We start from the raw sequence: 18103 nt of genomic DNA, 5'->3' as shown, positions 1-18103 counted from the left end.
GTAACCGCCAGCAGGGATCAGCGATGCAGCAAGCGGGCAGGGCCCGACGACTGGGGTGGAACGATTCCTGTTGGCCGGTTATTACGCCGGATAACTGTTTTGCCGGATAGCCATTCCATTGAGTATAGCCATCTGGCAAAACAGACTCGCGCTGAGTCAGGGGACTGCATTATTAAAAAGGCCGGAAAGATCCGGCCCCGGGGTTCAGCTTAACCACCGGGCGGGAAACCCCGCCCGGATGGGGCAATTACATCGACTGAGTGAAAGTACGGGTAATTACGTCTTGCTGTTGTTCTTTGGTCAGCGAGTTGAAGCGAACGGCATAACCGGATACGCGGATGGTCAGCTGAGGATATTTCTCAGGGTTTTCCATCGCGTCCAGCAGCATTTCACGGTTCATCACGTTAACGTTCAGGTGCTGGCCACCTTCGATAGAGGCTTCGTGGTGGAAGTAACCGTCCATCAGACCTGCCAGGTTGGCTTTACGCACGTCGTCATCTTTACCCAGCGCGTTTGGCACGATGGAGAAGGTGTACGAGATCCCGTCTTTCGCATAGGCAAACGGCAGTTTGGCTACGGAGGTCAGGGAAGCTACGGCACCTTTCTGGTCACGGCCGTGCATTGGGTTGGCACCTGGACCGAATGGAGCGCCTGCACGGCGGCCATCTGGGGTGTTACCGGTTTTCTTGCCGTAAACCACGTTAGAGGTGATGGTCAGTACAGACTGAGTCGCTACTGCATTACGGTAGGTACGCAGTTTCTGAATTTTCTTCATGAAACGTTCTACCAGGTCACAGGCGATGTCATCTACGCGAGCATCGTTGTTACCGAACTGCGGGTATTCACCTTCGATTTTGAAGTCTACGGCCAGGCCGTCTTCGTCACGGATGGTGGACACTTTAGCGTATTTGATAGCAGACAGGGAGTCAGCCGCAACCGACAGACCGGCGATGCCGCAAGCCATGGTGCGATAAACGTCACGGTCATGCAGCGCCATCAGTGCAGCTTCATAGCTGTACTTGTCGTGCATGTAGTGAATGATGTTCAGCGCGGTCACGTACTGCTTGGCCAGCCAATCCATAAAGTGGTCCATGCGTTCCATGACTTTGTCATAGTCCAGCACGGTATCCATCATTGGCGCTTCTTTCGGGCCGACCTGGATTTTCATTTTTTCATCAACGCCGCCGTTGATGGCGTACAACATGGTTTTCGCCAGGTTGGCACGGGCACCGAAGAACTGCATTTGTTTGCCGACAATCATCGGGCTGACGCAACAGGCGATGGCATAGTCATCGTTGTTGAAGTCAGGACGCATCAGGTCGTCGTTTTCATACTGTACGGAGGAGGTGTCGATAGACACTTTCGCAGCGTATTTTTTGAAGTTCAACGGCAGTTTTTCAGACCACAGGATGGTCATGTTCGGTTCCGGAGACGGCCCCATGGTGTACAGGGTGTTCAGGAAACGGAAGCTGTTTTTGGTAACCAGAGTACGGCCGTCAACGCCCATACCTGCCAGGGACTCAGTCGCCCAGATTGGGTCACCGGAGAACAGTTCATCATACTCAGGGGTACGCAGGAAGCGAACCATACGCAGTTTCATCACCAGGTGGTCAATCAGTTCCTGCGCTTGTTCTTCGTTCAGTTTGCCCGCATCGATGTCGCGTTGGATAAACACGTCAAGGAAGGTGGACACGCGGCCGAAGGACATGGCTGCACCGTTCTGGGATTTCACTGCGGCCAGGTAGCCGAAGTAGGTCCACTGTACGGCTTCTTGCGCGGTGGTCGCCGGGCCAGAGATATCGCAGCCGTATTTGGCCGCCATTTCTTTAATTTGACCCAGAGCGCGATGCTGTTCAGCAATTTCTTCACGCAGCTGGATGGTCATTTCCAGATCTTCGCCGTTTTCCAGCTTGGTCTGCAGTGACTTGAACTGGTTCAGCTTGTCGGCCATCAGGAAGTCGATGCCGTACAGCGCTACGCGACGGTAGTCACCGATGATGCGGCCACGGCCGTATGCATCAGGCAGACCGGTCAGCACGCCGGATTTACGGCAGTTCAGAATGTCTTTGGTGTAAACATCGAATACGCCCTGGTTGTGGGTTTTGCGGTATTCGGTGAACACTTTCTTCAGCTGTGGATCCAGTTCGCGGCCGTAGACCTTACAAGAACCTTCCACCATTTTGATGCCGCCGAATGGGATCAGCGCGCGTTTCAGTGGTGCATCAGTTTGCAAACCAACGATGGTTTCCAGCTCTTTGGCAATGTAGCCCGCGTCGTGAGAAGTAATGGTAGCGGCAACGTTGGTGTCGAAATCAACTGGCGCATGGGTGCGGTTTTCCAGTTTGATCCCTTCCATAACCTTGTCCCACAAGGTGGAGGTGGCCTGAGTTGCGCCAGCCAGGAAGGATTCATCACCCTCGTAAGGAGTGTAGTTTTTCTGGATGAAGTCACGAACGTTGACTTCATTCTGCCAGTCACCCTTGCTGAAACCTTCCCAGGCTTTGGCTAATTTCTCGTTAAGTTCGGTCATTATACACCTACCTTTAATTGTGGAGTTCTAACTCGGCGCGCGGTAACTAACAGCTTAGTGCTGTTGTTCACCACCACGCAGATAAATTACCCAGTAAGTCAACCCAACCAGCAGACCGCCACCAATGATGTTACCGATGGTGACCGGGATCAGGTTGTCGATGATAAAGTTGCTTACGGTCAGATGAGCAAATTGCTCAGGTGTTGCCCCTACGGCTTGCCAGAATTCTGGCGTGGCGAAGTTTTTAACCACGATACCCATAGGGATCATAAACATGTTGGCGATGCTGTGTTCGAAACCGCTGGCGACAAACATGCCGACCGGCAGGATCATGGCGAACATTTTGTCCATCAGGCTGCGGCCGGAGTAGCTCATCCATACCGCCAGGCAGACCATCAGGTTAGCCAGGATGCCGAGGCAGACGGCCTCAACAAAGGTGTGATGCAGCTTGTGATCCGCGGTTTGCAGGACGTTCAGGCCCCACTGACCGTTGGCGACCATGTGTTCACCAGAGAACCAGATGAGTGCCACAAAGAACAGTGCACCAATCAGGTTGCCGATATAGACATTCAGCCAGTTGGCCCCCAGTTGGCACCAGCTGATGCGGCCGCTGGCCTTGGCAATGACAATCAGCACGGTGGAAGTGAACAGGTCGGCGCCCGAAACCACCACCAGCATTAACCCCAGAGAGAAACAGATGCCGCCGACCAGTTTTGCCAGGCCGAAAGGCACACCGGCAGTGCCGGTAGTCGCAGTGATATAAAATACGAATGCGATTGAAATAAAGACGCCGGCAGTGATCGCCAAATAAAAGGTTTTCAGCGGATGCTTGGTGGCTTTATACACACCTGCATCCTCAGCGATTTTCGCTGTTGCTGCAGGTAATATCAGATCGAAGGGGTTGTCAGCTTTCACACTAACTCTCGCTTTTAAGGGTTAAAACAACGCAATAAGATACTAACAAAGCAGTATAGGGTAAAAATTGATTTGGATCATAAGGCGAGAAACTAAAGCGGTCAAAAACCAGATAAATCGCAAGGTTTATTGAATTAAGGTATTGAATTTAATGATAAAACTATTTTTTAATGTTTGCAAATAATTTTGAAAAGACGGTGATGACAGCCTCGATAAGGTTAAATTTTAACGCATTTTGTCACTTTTCAGGGGATAGGGTTTAATTATCGGTTAATTATTATTTCACCAACCAGTAACAATTGCCGTTTTATTTATCTTGTTTGCCGATAAGTGCGTAATTAGGCGAAAAAAATAAACAGAAAACCCGCTTATTTAACCGTCAAAATAAAAGGTTGATATTTTTGAACTGAGACTTTGGGGTATCGCGCCGGCAGAGATCCGCCGGCGCCAAGATACTGAGATTATGCCTGCGCCCAATAGCGGCGCTTGGCGTTCTGCAGTTTTTCGTAGGCCGCCAACAGTGCCTGATGGGCCGGCAAGGCTTTCAGACTGCTATCGACCGCGAACAGGCCGTTAAAGCGCTCTTCGCCACTGATGGCCGCAGAGGCCGCATCCACCGCTTCCTGACCGTACATTTTCACGAAGGCCGCGTAATACTGCGCCGGATCGCGTTCTGGCTCTTGTGTCAGCAACAGCAGGGTTTGCAGGCAACGGTAGTAGTTGCTGCGTGCCGGGCTCAATACCGAAGCGTTGAAGTCCTGCGTCCATTCGGCCCAAATCAGCGCCTGATCCATATCGCCGCCTGCCAGCGCCAGCATTGATTTCAGCTCACCCACGCGTAGGGTATTCCAGGCGTTGTCTTTACCGGAGGCAATGCCCAACAGTTCACGCACGCGGGTGAAATCGTCCAGGCCTTCGTCGTCAAAGCGTTCAATCAGCGCCAGATATTCTTGTGGCTCCCACTCACTGCCCGGCAGCGCCAGCAGAAGATCTCGCAGGTGCGCACCCATGCTGTTGTTGGCCAGCAGCAGGTCTTCCGCAGGATAGATGTCGGACATGCCCGGCACTATGATACGGCAGGCATACACATCCAGATGCTCGTAGTCGGCGATATACACTTCCGCGCCTTCTTTATCGAAGATGCTCATCAACGTGGCGAACTCTTCCTGCGTGCTGCCGCTGAAGCTCCAGTCGACAAACGGGTAATCCGCGTCCTGCTTGAACATATCCCAGGAGATCAAACCGCTGGAATCGATAAAGTGGGTTTCCAGATTGGTGTGCTCTGCCACTTCTTCGTCGTCGAAGGTTGGCGCGGTGAACACATCCAGATCCTTCAGGCTGCGGCCCTGCAGCAGTTCAGTGACGGTACGCTCAAGCGCCACGCCAAAATCAGGGTGGGCGCCGAACGAGGCGAAACAGGTGCCGTTAGCCGGATTGAACAGCACAACGCAGATCACCGGATAGTTGCCGCCCAGCGAGGCATCGTAGGACAGGATTGGGAAACCTTCTTCCTCCAGCTTGGCGATGGCTTCCACCACGCCCGGATAGCGGTTCAATACTTCAGCCGGGATCTCCGGCAGGCTGATGGATTCGGCGATGATGCGGTTTTTCACATAGCGCTCGAACACCTCAGACAAGCCCTGCACGCGAGCTTCGTTGGCGGTGTTGCCGGCAGACATGCCATTGGACACATAAAGGTTACCGATGATGTTCATCGGGATATAAACCGTCTGCTGGTCTGACTGACGGGAAAACGGCAGGGCGCAAATGCCACGATCGCCATTCCCGGACTGCAGATCGATCAGGTCGCTGGCGTTAACATCCTGATCCGGATTGTAGAATGCATGCAGACGTTCATCGAGAATACCGGCCGGCAGCGAATCATCGGCCGGGATCGGGAACCATTTCTCGTTCGGGTAATGCACGAAATCGCCTTCGGCAATCTGCTTGCCCAGATAGAAGTCGGCAAAGAAATAGTTGGTAGAAAGGCGTTCGAAGTATTCGCCCAAAGCGGAGGCCAGCGCAGCTTTCTTGCTGGCGCCTTTACCGTTGGTGAAGCACAGCGGGCAATCGCGATCGCGGATGTGAACCGACCATACGTGCGGCACCGGGTTCAGCCAGGAGGCCTCTTCGATATTAAAACCCAGATCGCTTAATTTCTGTTGGAAACGCGCGATAGAGTCTTCCAGCGCGGCATCTTTGCCAGGGATAAAAGTTTGCGTCATTGTCTTCACTTTTTGAGCGTACTAAAAACGCGCAATGATACGGGGTTTTACGCCCAAGCTCCACGTATTCCTAAAGCGGTGGCAAAGTCACAGTTTTTTTGAGGATAAGGGCCATAATTCAGCGGGTTATCTATCATGGAGAAACCTAATGAAATCAGTGAAACTCAGCGTTGTAGCGCTACTGCTGGCGGGGGCAAGCGGTTCTGCGTTGGCATTGCCTACCATCACCTTGCTGGCGACCGGTGGCACCATTGCCGGTGGCGGCGAGTCGGCGACAAAATCCAACTATACGGCGGGCAAACTGGGCGTTGATGCTCTGGTTAATGCCGTACCGGAGCTGAAAAACGTCGCCAATGTCCAGGGTGAGCAGGTGGTAAACATTGGTTCGCAAGATATGAATGATGAGGTTTGGCTGAAGCTGGCGAAGAAAATCAACGCCGACTGCGCTAAAACCGACGGTTTTGTGATCACCCATGGCACCGATACGCTGGAAGAAACCGCCTACTTTCTTGATCTGACGGTTAAATGCGACAAACCAGTGGTGATTGTCGGGGCGATGCGTCCGGCCACGGCGATGAGTGCCGACGGCCCGTTTAATCTGTATAACGCCGTAGTGACGGCGGCAGATCCGCAATCGGCCAAGCGTGGGGTGCTGGTGGCGATGAACGACAGCGTGCTGGACGGGCGTGATGTGACAAAAACCAACACCACATCGGTACAGACTTTTCAGTCGCCCAACTTTGGCCCGCTTGGTTATATCCATAACGGCAAGGTTGACTATCAGCGTTCGCCGCAGCGCAAGCACACCACGGATACGCCGTTTGACGTCTCCGGCCTGACTGAGTTGCCCAAAGTCGGCATTATCTATAACTATGCCAATGCCTCCGATGCGCCTGCCAAGGCATTGATTGCCGAAGGTTATCAGGGCATCGTCAGCGCCGGAGTTGGTAACGGTAACCTGTATAAAACGGTGTTCGATACGCTGGCGACGGCCGCCCATAACGGCGTCGCCGTGGTACGTTCTTCCAGAGTGCCCACCGGGGCGACCACCGAAGATGCCGAAGTGGATGACGCCAAATTTGGCTTTGTGGCCGCAGGCACGCTGAACCCGCAGAAAGCGCGGATCCTGCTGCAATTGGCGTTGACGCAGACCAAAGACGCCAAGCAAATTCAGCAGATGTTTAATCAATACTGAGTGCCTTTTCTTCATTCGGGGGCCTGCGCGGCCCCCAGCCATGTCGGCTGAATACAGCATAAAAAACCGCGTTAACCCACTGAATTGGCCGCTGTCACAGCGTTTTATGGCAAAAAATACCGGTGATTTGGCAGAGCCTGTTATTGCAGGGATAAAGCGTTTCCCGGCGCCGGGCGAATAACCATTGCAGGCAGGGGGCGCGAGTGATAAAACCGATGGGTTAGTTCGGGCGTATTTCGGTAGGCCAGTTTCATTGGCGAATAGTGAATGTGGTGAGGGGAAATGACTCAGGTTTATAATTTTAGCTCTGGTCCGGCCATGCTGCCGGTTGAAGTTTTGCGTCGTGCGGAACAGGAGTTGTGCAACTGGCACGGTCTTGGCACCTCGGTGATGGAAATCAGCCACCGCAGTAAAGAATTTATCGAAGTTGCTCAGCAGTCCGAACAGGACCTGCGCGATCTGCTGAAAATCCCCTCCAATTATAAAGTTCTGTTCTGCCACGGCGGGGCCCGCGCACAGTTTGCCGCGCTGCCGCTGAACTTGCTGGGTGACAAAACTACCGCGGACTATATCGACGGCGGCTACTGGGCGCACAGCGCCATCACCGAAGCGCAAAAATACTGCACGCCAAACACCATCGACGTGAAAACTAACGTCGACGGCCTGCTTGGCATCAAACCGATGAAAGAGTGGCAGTTGAACGACGACGCGGCTTACGTGCACTACTGTCCGAATGAAACCATCGACGGCGTGGCTATCGATGAGCTACCGGATTTCGGCGATAAAGTCGTGATCGGCGATTACTCCTCCACCATTCTGTCTGGCCCGCTGGACGTTAGTCGTTTTGGCGTGATTTATGCCGGCGCACAGAAAAACATTGGCCCGGCCGGCCTGACGCTGGTGATCGTACGTGAAGATCTGCTGGGCAAGGCGCGCCGCGAAGTGCCGTCTATCCTTGATTACACCGTGCTGGCCGAAAACGACTCGATGTTCAACACGCCGCCGACCTTTGCCTGGTATCTGTCCGGCCTGGTGTTCAAATGGCTGAAAGAGCAGGGTGGCCTGGTAGAGATGCACAAACGCAATCAGGCCAAGGCCGAGTTGCTGTATGCGACTATCGATAAGTCTGATTTCTACCGCAGCCGGGTGGCGCTTGCCAACCGTTCCTGGATGAACGTACCCTTCCAGTTGGCGGATCCTGCGCTGGACAAGGTGTTTCTCAGTGAAGCCGAAGCCATTGGCTTGCAGGCACTGAAAGGCCACCGAGTAGTTGGCGGTATGCGCGCTTCTATTTACAATGCCATGCCGTTGGCCGGCGTGAAGACATTAACCGACTTTATGACCGACTTCGAACGTCGTCACGGTTAAGCCGGGTAGCCTGCATTGAGCGGGCCGCCTTCGCTGTTGTCCTTTTTGAATTAAAGCGGCTCCGGCATTTTCCCGGGGCCGTTTCGTTTATCAGATTTTGGAGATTTTTGTTCACATGGTGGATTCCCTGACGTTACAACCGGTTGCCCTGGTCAATGGCACCGTCAACTTACCCGGCTCCAAGAGCGTATCCAACCGTGCTCTGCTGCTGGCTGCGCTGGCGGAGGGAACGACGACGCTGACCAACCTGCTGGACAGCGACGATGTGCGCCATATGCTAAATGCGCTGCAGGCGCTGGGCGTGAGCTATCAGCTGTCCGCCGATCGCACCACCTGTAAAGTTGAAGGTGTGGCCGGCCCGCTGGTAGCCAGTCAGCCGCTTGAACTGTTCCTCGGCAATGCCGGTACCGCGATGCGTCCATTGGCAGCCGCTTTGTGCCTGGGCAATAGCGATGTGGTGCTGACCGGTGAGCCACGCATGAAAGAGCGTCCAATCGGCCATTTGGTCGATGCTCTGCGTCAGGGCGGTGCACAGATTGATTACCTGGAACAGACCGATTATCCGCCATTGCGCCTGCGCGGTGGTTTTCACGGCGGCGATGTCACCGTCGACGGTAGCGTCTCCAGCCAGTTCCTGACCGCATTGCTGATGACGGCCCCTCTGGCCGCGCAAGACACCAATATCCACATCAAGGGTGAACTGGTTTCCAAGCCGTACATTGATATCACGCTGCATCTGATGCGTACTTTCGGCGTTGAGGTTAGCCACGACAACTATCGCGTGTTCCACATTAATGGCCGCCAAGCCTACCGTTCGCCGGGCGATTATCTGGTGGAGGGCGATGCTTCTTCCGCTTCTTACTTCCTGGCGGCGGCTGCGATCAAAGGCGGCACCGTTCGCGTCACCGGCATCGGTAAGAAAAGCGTTCAGGGCGATACCAAATTCGCCGATGTGCTGGAAAAAATGGGCGCGCGCATTACCTGGGGCGATGATTATATCGAGTGCAGCCGCGGTGAACTGCGCGGCATCGACATGGATATGAATCATATTCCTGACGCGGCGATGACCATTGCGACGGCGGCCCTGTTTGCCGAAGGCCCAACGACCATTCGCAACATCTATAACTGGCGGGTGAAAGAGACCGACCGCCTGGCCGCGATGGCGACCGAGTTGCGTAAAGTGGGCGCTGAGGTAGATGAAGGCGAGGACTATATTCACGTCGTACCGCCAGCCAAGCTGAAGTTTGCCGATATCGGCACCTACAACGATCACCGTATGGCGATGTGCTTCTCGCTGGTGGCGTTGTCTGATACGCCGGTGACCATTCTTGATCCTAAATGTACCGCGAAAACCTTCCCGGACTATTTCGAACAGTTGGCGCGCATCAGTCAATTGGCGTGATCCGCAGTCAGATACTTTCTTTTAAGGCCCTTGATTGGGCCTTTATTGTTTTTAACGCCCGTAGCCTGGATCCGTCCGCTATACTTTTGCGCGGTCATACGCTTATTTTCAACAACCAGACAGTTCCAGGGTAACAGTTCGTCGTTTGGCAGCGTATAATGCGCCACCGTAACTGCCCCGATGGGCGGGCGGCAGGGACGGTTTTAATTATGCTTTCGCATTGTGCTGGCGGCAGGTTATGTCCCTGTGAGGTTTTCTACCTGAAGGAGAGAGAAATGACGGCTACAGCCCCAGTGATAACCGTTGATGGACCAAGTGGCGCAGGCAAAGGCACCTTGTGCAAAGCGCTCGCCGAATCCCTTGGTTGGCGTTTGCTTGACTCAGGCGCGATTTATCGCGTACTGGCGTTGGCAGCGCTGCATCATCAGGTTGATATCACGTCTGAGGAGGCGCTGGTTCCACTGGCCGCACATCTCGATGTTCGCTTTATTGCCCAGGATGGCAAACTGCAGGTTATTTTGGAAGGTGAGGATGTCAGCAATGAAATCCGCACTGAAACCGTCGGCAATACCGCTTCGCAGGCTGCGGCTTTCCCGCGCGTGCGTGAAGCCCTGTTGCGGCGCCAGCGGGCATTTCGTGAGGCTCCTGGCCTGATTGCCGATGGCCGCGACATGGGCACGGTGGTGTTTCCCGATGCGCCGGTCAAGATTTTCCTGGACGCCAGTTCTGAGGAGCGTGCGCACCGCCGCATGCTACAGTTGCAGGAAAAGGGCTTTAATGTTAACTTTGAACGTCTTTTAGCCGAGATAAAGGAACGGGATGACCGTGACCGTAATCGGCCTATCGCGCCACTGGTGCCGGCTTCCGATGCCCTCGTGCTGGATTCAACCAGCATGTCGATTGACGAAGTTATCCAGCGTGCGTTGACTTATGCACATGAAGTTTTAGCGTTGCCGCAGCAGTAAGCGCGGCGGCGTTATTGGCTTTTTGTCATATTTGTCATGGTAGTATCGAACTATATCGGGTAAAATTTTACCCCTGTAACCTAAACCCTGTCGGCATGGAGCCAATGGCGGGGTATGTGAAACAACCCCATTCGGCGGGATGCTAAATGGACGTTAAACTATAGAACCCTGAAGATTAAACATGACTGAATCTTTCGCTCAACTCTTTGAAGAATCCCTGAAAACAATCGAAACCCGTCCGGGTTCCATCGTTCGTGGCGTTGTAGTTGCTATCGACAAAGACGTAGTACTGGTTGACGCCGGTCTGAAATCTGAGTCTGCCATCCCGGCTGAGCAATTCAAAAACGCACAGGGCGAGCTGGAAATCCAGGTAGGCGACGAAGTTGATGTTGCGCTGGACGCTGTTGAAGATGGCTTCGGTGAAACTCTGCTGTCCCGTGAGAAAGCTAAGCGTCACGAAGCTTGGATCACGCTGGAAAAAGCTTACGAAGAAGCTGAAACTGTCGTCGGTGTTATCAACGGCAAAGTTAAGGGTGGCTTCACTGTAGAGCTGAATGGTATTCGTGCGTTCCTGCCAGGTTCCCTGGTTGACGTGCGTCCAGTACGTGACACTCTGCACCTGGAAGGCAAAGAGCTTGAGTTCAAAGTCATCAAGCTGGACCAGAAACGCAACAACGTTGTAGTTTCTCGCCGTGCGGTTATCGAGTCAGAGAACAGCGCAGAACGTGATCAACTGCTGGAAAACCTGCAGGAAGGCATGGAAGTTAAAGGTATCGTTAAGAACCTCACTGACTACGGTGCATTCGTTGATCTGGGCGGCGTAGACGGCCTGCTGCACATCACTGATATGGCTTGGAAACGCGTTAAGCATCCGAGCGAAATCGTCAACGTTGGCGACGAAATCACTGTTAAAGTGCTGAAGTTCGACCGCGAGCGTACTCGTGTTTCCCTGGGCCTGAAGCAACTGGGCGAAGATCCATGGGTTGCTATCGCGAAACGTTACCCAGAAGGCACCAAGCTGACTGGTCGTGTAACCAACCTGACTGATTACGGCTGCTTCGTAGAAATCGAAGAAGGCGTTGAAGGTCTGGTACACGTTTCTGAAATGGATTGGACCAACAAAAACATCCATCCGTCCAAAGTTGTTAACGTGGGCGATGTAGTGGAAGTTATGGTTCTGGACATCGATGAAGAACGTCGTCGTATCTCCCTGGGTCTGAAGCAGTGCAAAAACAACCCATGGCAGCAGTTTGCAGAAACCCACAACAAGGGCGACCGCGTTGAAGGTAAAATCAAGTCTATCACTGACTTCGGTATCTTCATCGGCCTGGACGGCGGCATCGACGGCCTGGTTCACCTGTCTGACATCTCCTGGAACGTTGCAGGCGAAGAAGCAGTTCGTGAATACAAGAAAGGCGACGAAATCGCAGCGGTTGTTCTGCAAGTTGACGCAGAGCGCGAGCGTATCTCCCTGGGCGTGAAGCAACTGGCTGAAGACCCGTTCAATAACTACCTGTCTATGAACAAGAAAGGTACTATTGTTACTGGTAAAGTCACTGCAGTTGACGCCAAAGGTGCTACAGTTGAATTAGCAGGCGGCGTAGAAGGTTACCTGCGTGCTTCTGAAGCCTCTCGCGACCGCATTGAAGATGCAACTCTGGTTCTGAATGTGGGTGACGACGTTGAAGCTAAATTCACCGGCGTTGACCGTAAGAACCGCGTAGTAAGCCTGTCCGTACGTGCTAAGGACGAAGCTGACGAGAAAGATGCAATCGCTACTGTTAACAGCAGCAGCAAGCAAGAAGAAAGCAACTTCTCTAACGCAATGGCTGAAGCTTTCAAAGCGGCTAAAGGCGAGTAATGACGGGGGGCGGTTTTTGACCGCCCCGATACGGTAGTTTAGCTGCAAAGCTTGGAGGAACTATGACCAAGTCTGAACTTATTGAAAGACTTGCTGGCCAGCAATCTCATGTACCGGCGAAAGCCGTTGAGGATGCAGTGAAAGAGATGCTAGAACATATGGCTGCTACGCTAGCCGATGGTGAGCGCATCGAGATCCGCGGATTCGGCAGTTTTTCTCTTCACTACCGTGCTCCGCGTGTGGGTCGCAACCCGAAAACTGGTGATAAAGTTGAGTTGGACGGCAAGTACGTCCCTCACTTCAAGCCAGGCAAAGAGCTGCGTGACCGCGCCAATATCTATGGCTAGTCGCTGACTACCCATAGAGTTGTTGCTTGTAAAGAAATATAAAACGGTGCCCTAGGGCGCCGTTTTTTTTGTCAATTTTCCCGATGTTTCTGCGTAGTACGCCGCAACATATGTTTAACCCTGGTAACGGCCGCCGCTATTGTGCGGCGACGTTCGCGAACCCTCAGATTGTTAATGGCGAGTTTTGGTCGATAGGTAAACAATCACGTGATGTCGGCTGCCTGGATAGCGGCCTTATATCGGGAGAGTACCTATCAGAACCTCGTTGGATTTGGCGGTAAGTGGGGTGATCTGCGGTATTTTACCGCTGCTTTTCATGCCGCAATTACCCGATGGGCGTATTGCCTTGTTGGTAACCTTACCCGTTTGTCTCTGCCTGTGGGGGAGGGGCTGCGCAGGCCGTTTTATGGCGTGGGGGGCATTGGGTTTTCTTTGGGCGGTATTCACTGCCGGGACCCTGGTGAATCAAATCAACCGTCTGAGCCAGGGCCCGGTGGTGAACGCCGTGGTTCAGGTCAGCAGTATTGCACTGGCTGGCGCGACACGAAAGCAGACGGTTATGCGTATCGAACGGCTCAATGGCCGGTGGCTGGTGCCTTCCATCGCTTTCTCAACCCTCTGGCAGCCCAAAGAGCGGCCCTTGTGTGCCGGGCAACGTTGGCTGTTGAAACTGCGCATGCGGCCGATACACGGCAATCTTAATGAAGGGGGCTTTGACAGCCAGCGCTGGGCGATGTCGCAGCGTCAACCACTGACGGCACAGGTGAAAAGCGCTGCCCTCCTGGATCAAAACTGTGGTTGGCGGCAACGGATTATCACTTATGCCGAAAACAATATTGGCACTCTTCGTTTTAAAGCGGTGCTGCTCGCGTTGGCATTTGGTGAGAGGGCTGCGCTGGAACCGGCGTTACGAACCTTGATGTTGAAAACCGGCATTGCTCACCTGATGGCTATCTCTGGGTTGCATGTGGCGATGGTGGCCATTTTGATTTGGGGCCTGCTGCGGGCGATGCAATTTTTTCTGCCGGCAAAGCTGATTGACTACCGCTTTCCGCTGATTGTCAGTTGGCTCGGCGCGTTAGGCTACGTTTGGTTGGCTGGCGCTCATCCGCCGGCGGTAAGAACGGGCCTGGCGCTGACATTGTGGATGCTGTTACGCATACGCGGCATCCATTGCTCGTCCTGGCAAATTTGGCTGTGGTGCGTTGGCTTAATTCTGGTTTGCGATCCTCTGGCAGTACTATCCGACAGCTTCTGGCTATCGGCCACCGCGGTATTTTGCCTGATTTTCTGGTTCGAATGGGTGCCGCTGAATCCTCGTTTTCGTTCGGGATGGCACTGGGCGCCATTGCGCTGGCTGCATATCCAGCTTGGTATTACGCTGCTACTGGTGCCCATGCAGGCCGGATTGTTTCATGGCCTGACACTTAGCGCCATACCGGCCAATCTGTGGGCGGTGCCTTTGGTTTCGTTGATAACGGTACCGCTGATCCTGCTGGCAGTGGTGGCTGGTATTTCCCCGACGTTGAGTGCGGGACTATGGTGGTTGGCGGATCTTACGTTGGCAGGGGTATTTGCCCCATTACACTATCTGCAGGACGGCTGGGTTGATCTCGGTGCGGCATCTTTGGCTGTCAGTCTTGCCGGCTGGTTACTGGTGATTTTTTGGCGTTTCCACTGGTGGCTGCGTTATGCAACGGCGCTGGCAACTTTGGCACTGTGTTGCGTACTGTGGCGTGAAAGAGAAGCCCAATACCGTTGGCGCGTAGACATGCTTGACGTTGGGCATGGCCTGGCTATGGTGATCGAAAAGAACGGCCGGGCAATATTGTATGACACCGGCCCCCGCTGGGGCACCGGCAGCGCTGCCAGGCGGAATATTTTGCCATTTCTTAACTGGCGAGGATTACCTGTGGAACAAATTATAATCAGCCATGATCATCTGGATCATATCGGTGGTCTTGAAGAGATACAGCGTGCATTTCCGCAAGCGACGGTAAGGAGCCCACGTCTTGATGCCGGCCACTTACCCTGCGTGGCGGGAGAGCGCTGGCAATGGCAATCGCTTCAGTTTCGAGTGCTGTGGCCGCCAAAGGCGGTAAAAATGGCGGGGAATGATGATTCATGCGTCATCCGTATCGATGATGGCAAATACAGTTTGTTGCTGACGGGGGATGCAGAAAAAAGGACGGAGGCACAGTTGGTAAGATATCAACGCCCTTCATTGAGCGCTACAGTGTTACAGGTTCCGCATCATGGCAGTAAAACCTCGTCTACCCCGCCTTTTTTGCGTGCTGTAGCACCGAAAGCGGCAATCGCCTCGGCATCACGTTACAATAAATGGCGATTACCTGCGGTTAAAGTGGTTGCCAGATATCTGGCAAATGACATCATTTGGCACGATACTTCGCGCTCCGGTCAGTTATCCGTACTTTTTTTCGACAACGATTGGCAAATTAATGGCTTTCGTGAACAATTAATGCCCCGTTGGTACCATCAGCGGTTTGGCGTAGAGGGTGATAATGAGTAAAATGGGCCGCTATTTCTTCCGATGCTGGTATTTGCATGATGAATGATAAAGATCTCTCCACCTGGCAGACTTTCCGTCGCCTCTGGCCGATGATCACACCTTTTAAGACCGGGCTGATCGTGGCGGCTATTGCGTTGGTACTGAACGCGGCCAGCGACGCCTTTATGTTGTCTTTGCTTAAACCTTTATTGGATGACGGTTTTGGGAAAACGGAAAGCAGCATTCTGCTGTGGATGCCATTGGCAGTAATTGGCCTGATGGTGGTGCGTGGAGCGACTGGCTTTGTCTCCAGCTACTGCATCTCATGGGTATCCGGCATGGTGGTGATGCATATGCGCCGCCGGCTGTTTGGCCACATGATGAGAATGCCGGTATCGTTCTTCGATCAACAGTCCACCGGTACCTTGCTGTCACGAATCACCTATGATTCCGAACAGGTAGCGTCATCGTCTTCCAGCGCGCTGGTGACCGTGGTGCGTGAAGGGGCGTCGATAATCGCGCTGTTCACCATGATGTTCTACTACAGCTGGCAGCTGTCGGTGATCCTGATCGTTCTGGCTCCGGTTGTGTCTATTGCTATCCGCGTTGTTTCCAAGCGCTTCCGTAATATCAGCAAAAACATGCAGAACACCATGGGGCAGGTGACGACCAGCGCAGAGCAGATGCTCAAAGGCCATAAGGAAGTGCTGATTTTTGGTGGCCAGCAGGTTGAAACCGATCGTTTCAATTCAGTCAGCAACCGCATGCGCCAGCAGGGCATGAAACTGGTTTCTGCATCCTCGATCTCTGACCCTATTATTCAGCTTATCGCTTCGCTGGCGTTGGCCTTTGTGCTGTATGCCGCCAGCTTCCCGAGTGTGATGGCTACCCTGACAGCCGGTACCATCACCGTGGTGTTCTCTTCGATGATCGCCCTGATGCGTCCGCTGAAATCACTGACCAACGTTAATGCCCAGTTCCAGCGTGGGATGGCGGCGTGCCAGACCCTGTTCTCCATCCTGGATATGGAACAGGAAAAAGATACCGGTACCCGTGAGGTCGCACGAGCGAAGGGCGATATCGAATTCCGTAACGTCACTTTCTACTACCCAGGGAAAGAAACGCCTGCGCTGCGTGATATCAATCTGAGTATTTCAGAAGGTAAAACGGTGGCGCTGGTAGGTCGTTCCGGCTCGGGCAAGTCAACCATCGCCAATCTGCTGACCCGTTTTTATGATGTCCAGGAAGGCGAGATCCTGATGGATGGTCACGATCTGCGCGAGTACACATTGGCATCGCTGCGTGATCAGGTGGCGCTGGTTTCGCAAAACGTGCATTTGTTTAACGACACTATTGCCAACAACATCGCTTACGCGCGTGAAGAACGCTATAGCCGCGAAGAGATCGAGAAGGCTGCGCGCATGGCTTATGCCATGGACTTCATTGAAAAAATGGAGAACGGCCTGGATACGGTGATCGGTGAAAACGGGGTGATGCTGTCCGGTGGTCAACGCCAGCGTATCGCTATTGCCCGCGCCTTGTTGCGCGACTGCCCAATACTGATCCTCGATGAAGCCACCTCGGCACTGGACACTGAATCGGAGCGTGCTATTCAGGCGGCGCTGGATGAGTTACAGAAAAACCGTACTTCACTGGTGATTGCGCACCGCCTGTCGACCATTGAGAAGGCTGATGAAATCCTGGTGGTTGAGGATGGCCGTATTGTGGAGCGTGGTGAACATGCGGTATTGATCGAAAAGCAGGGGGCTTATGCCCAGCTCCACCGCATGCAGTTTGGTCAATAATGATCGAGCGCATCTGGTCAGGCAGTTCGTTGGTTTACTTGCTGTTGTTACCGCTGTCCTGGCTGTATGGCCTGGTCAGCGGCCTGATTCGGCTTAGCTACCGTTGCGGCCTGCGTAAAAGCTGGCGCGCACCGGTACCGGTCGTGGTGGTGGGGAATCTGACTGCCGGTGGCAACGGTAAAACCCCGATGGTGATCTGGCTGGTGGAACAGTTGCAGCAACGCGGATACCGGGTGGGCGTGGTTTCTCGTGGTTATGGTGGCAAAGCAGAGGCTTATCCGCTGTTACTTGACGCGAGCACTACCACTCAGCAGGCGGGTGATGAGCCGGTGCTGATTTATCAGCGTACCGCTGCGCCAGTGGCAATTTCACCAAAGCGTTCTGAAGCGGTACAAGCACTGCTTAAACAGCAGCCACTTGATGTGGTGATTACCGATGACGGCCTGCAGCATTACGCTTTACAGCGTGATTTTGAACTGGTGGTGATCGATGGCGTTCGCCGTTTTGGCAATGGGTGGTGGTTGCCGGCAGGGCCAATGCGCGAACGCGCTTCGCGTCTGAACAGTGTTGACGCCCTGATTGCCAACGGGGGAGTGGCGCAGCCCGGTGAAATCGCTATGCGATTGCAGGCGCGCGACGCGGTCAATGTTGCCAGCGGTGAGCGCCGGCCGGCAGTCGAACTGCCACACGTGGTGGCAATGGCCGGTATCGGCCATCCTCCGCGTTTTTTCGCCACGTTAGAAAAACTGGGTGTAGAGGTCGAAAAGGAAGTGGCGTTTGCCGATCATCAGGAATATCAGCATGGCCCATTGGCGGCACTGGTTTCTTCAGAGCAAACGTTGTTGATGACCGAGAAAGACGCGGTTAAATGCCGCGCTTTTGCTCAGCCCAACTGGTGGTATTTACCCGTCGATGCGGTACTTCCCCCCGATCAGGCTGAGCAATTGTTGCAAAGTATTGAAGCCCTGCTGACAAAGTAAT

At 53.7% G+C, this 18103-nt stretch carries 12 protein-coding genes; 9 read left to right on the top strand and 3 right to left on the bottom strand.

Annotated features, from left to right (window positions below):
• Positions 1–247: 247 nt before the first annotated feature.
• The 3 genes from pflB to ycaO form a co-directional block, all read right to left on the bottom strand.
• A complete protein-coding gene (gene pflB, locus FCL49_RS06240; RefSeq protein WP_135315923.1) occupies positions 248–2530 on the bottom strand; it encodes a formate C-acetyltransferase in 2283 nt (760 codons plus the stop codon).
• Between the two features lie 54 nt (positions 2531–2584).
• The gene (focA, locus tag FCL49_RS06235; RefSeq protein WP_012006133.1) at positions 2585–3445 is read right to left on the bottom strand and encodes a formate transporter FocA; all 861 of its coding nucleotides are present in this window, start codon (positions 3443–3445) and stop codon (positions 2585–2587) included.
• A gap of 461 nt (positions 3446–3906) precedes the next feature.
• A complete protein-coding gene (ycaO, locus tag FCL49_RS06230) occupies positions 3907–5670 on the bottom strand; it encodes a 30S ribosomal protein S12 methylthiotransferase accessory factor YcaO (RefSeq protein WP_174352841.1) in 1764 nt (587 codons plus the stop codon).
• Positions 5671–5818: 148 nt separating this feature from the next.
• Here ycaO and ansB point away from each other — a divergent pair, with 148 nt between their 5' ends.
• The 9 genes from ansB (at position 5819) to lpxK (ending at position 18102) form a co-directional block, all read left to right on the top strand.
• Positions 5819–6865, top strand: a complete 1047-nt coding sequence (gene ansB, locus FCL49_RS06225) for an L-asparaginase 2 (protein WP_174352840.1) — start codon at positions 5819–5821, stop codon at positions 6863–6865.
• Positions 6866–7147: 282 nt separating this feature from the next.
• Positions 7148–8233, top strand: a complete 1086-nt coding sequence (gene serC, locus FCL49_RS06220; protein WP_174352839.1) for a 3-phosphoserine/phosphohydroxythreonine transaminase — start codon at positions 7148–7150, stop codon at positions 8231–8233.
• Between the two features lie 115 nt (positions 8234–8348).
• On the top strand, positions 8349–9635 hold the full coding sequence (gene aroA, locus FCL49_RS06215) for a 3-phosphoshikimate 1-carboxyvinyltransferase (RefSeq protein ID WP_174352838.1): 1287 nt from the start codon (positions 8349–8351) through the stop codon (positions 9633–9635).
• A gap of 275 nt (positions 9636–9910) precedes the next feature.
• Positions 9911–10600, top strand: coding sequence for a (d)CMP kinase (gene cmk / locus FCL49_RS06210; protein ID WP_012006138.1), 690 nt, complete (start codon positions 9911–9913; stop codon positions 10598–10600).
• A 181-nt stretch (positions 10601–10781) separates the two neighbouring features.
• On the top strand, positions 10782–12461 hold the full coding sequence (gene rpsA / locus FCL49_RS06205) for a 30S ribosomal protein S1 (RefSeq protein WP_012006139.1): 1680 nt from the start codon (positions 10782–10784) through the stop codon (positions 12459–12461).
• 62 nt (positions 12462–12523) lie between these two features.
• Positions 12524–12808 carry an integration host factor subunit beta gene (ihfB, locus tag FCL49_RS06200; protein WP_004942652.1) on the top strand — a complete coding sequence of 95 codons (285 nt, stop codon included), beginning with the start codon at positions 12524–12526 and terminating at the stop codon, positions 12806–12808.
• A gap of 265 nt (positions 12809–13073) precedes the next feature.
• A complete protein-coding gene (locus FCL49_RS06195) occupies positions 13074–15338 on the top strand; it encodes a ComEC family protein (protein ID WP_174352837.1) in 2265 nt (754 codons plus the stop codon).
• A gap of 35 nt (positions 15339–15373) precedes the next feature.
• A complete protein-coding gene (msbA, locus tag FCL49_RS06190) occupies positions 15374–17122 on the top strand; it encodes a lipid A ABC transporter ATP-binding protein/permease MsbA (RefSeq protein ID WP_174352836.1) in 1749 nt (582 codons plus the stop codon).
• Positions 17122–18102 (top strand): tetraacyldisaccharide 4'-kinase, encoded by a 981-nt coding sequence (lpxK, locus tag FCL49_RS06185; RefSeq protein WP_174352835.1) that lies wholly within the window; start codon positions 17122–17124, stop codon positions 18100–18102. Before msbA ends, lpxK begins: the two co-directional genes overlap by 1 nt.
• Position 18103: the final 1 nt, after the last annotated feature.

Origin of the sequence: Serratia proteamaculans (genome assembly GCF_013337185.1) — a bacterium.
GTDB classification, from domain to species: Bacteria; Pseudomonadota; Gammaproteobacteria; order Enterobacterales; family Enterobacteriaceae; genus Serratia; species Serratia proteamaculans_D.
Note: the sequence above shows the minus strand (reverse complement) of the source record. Positions and strands in the feature narration are given on the sequence as shown.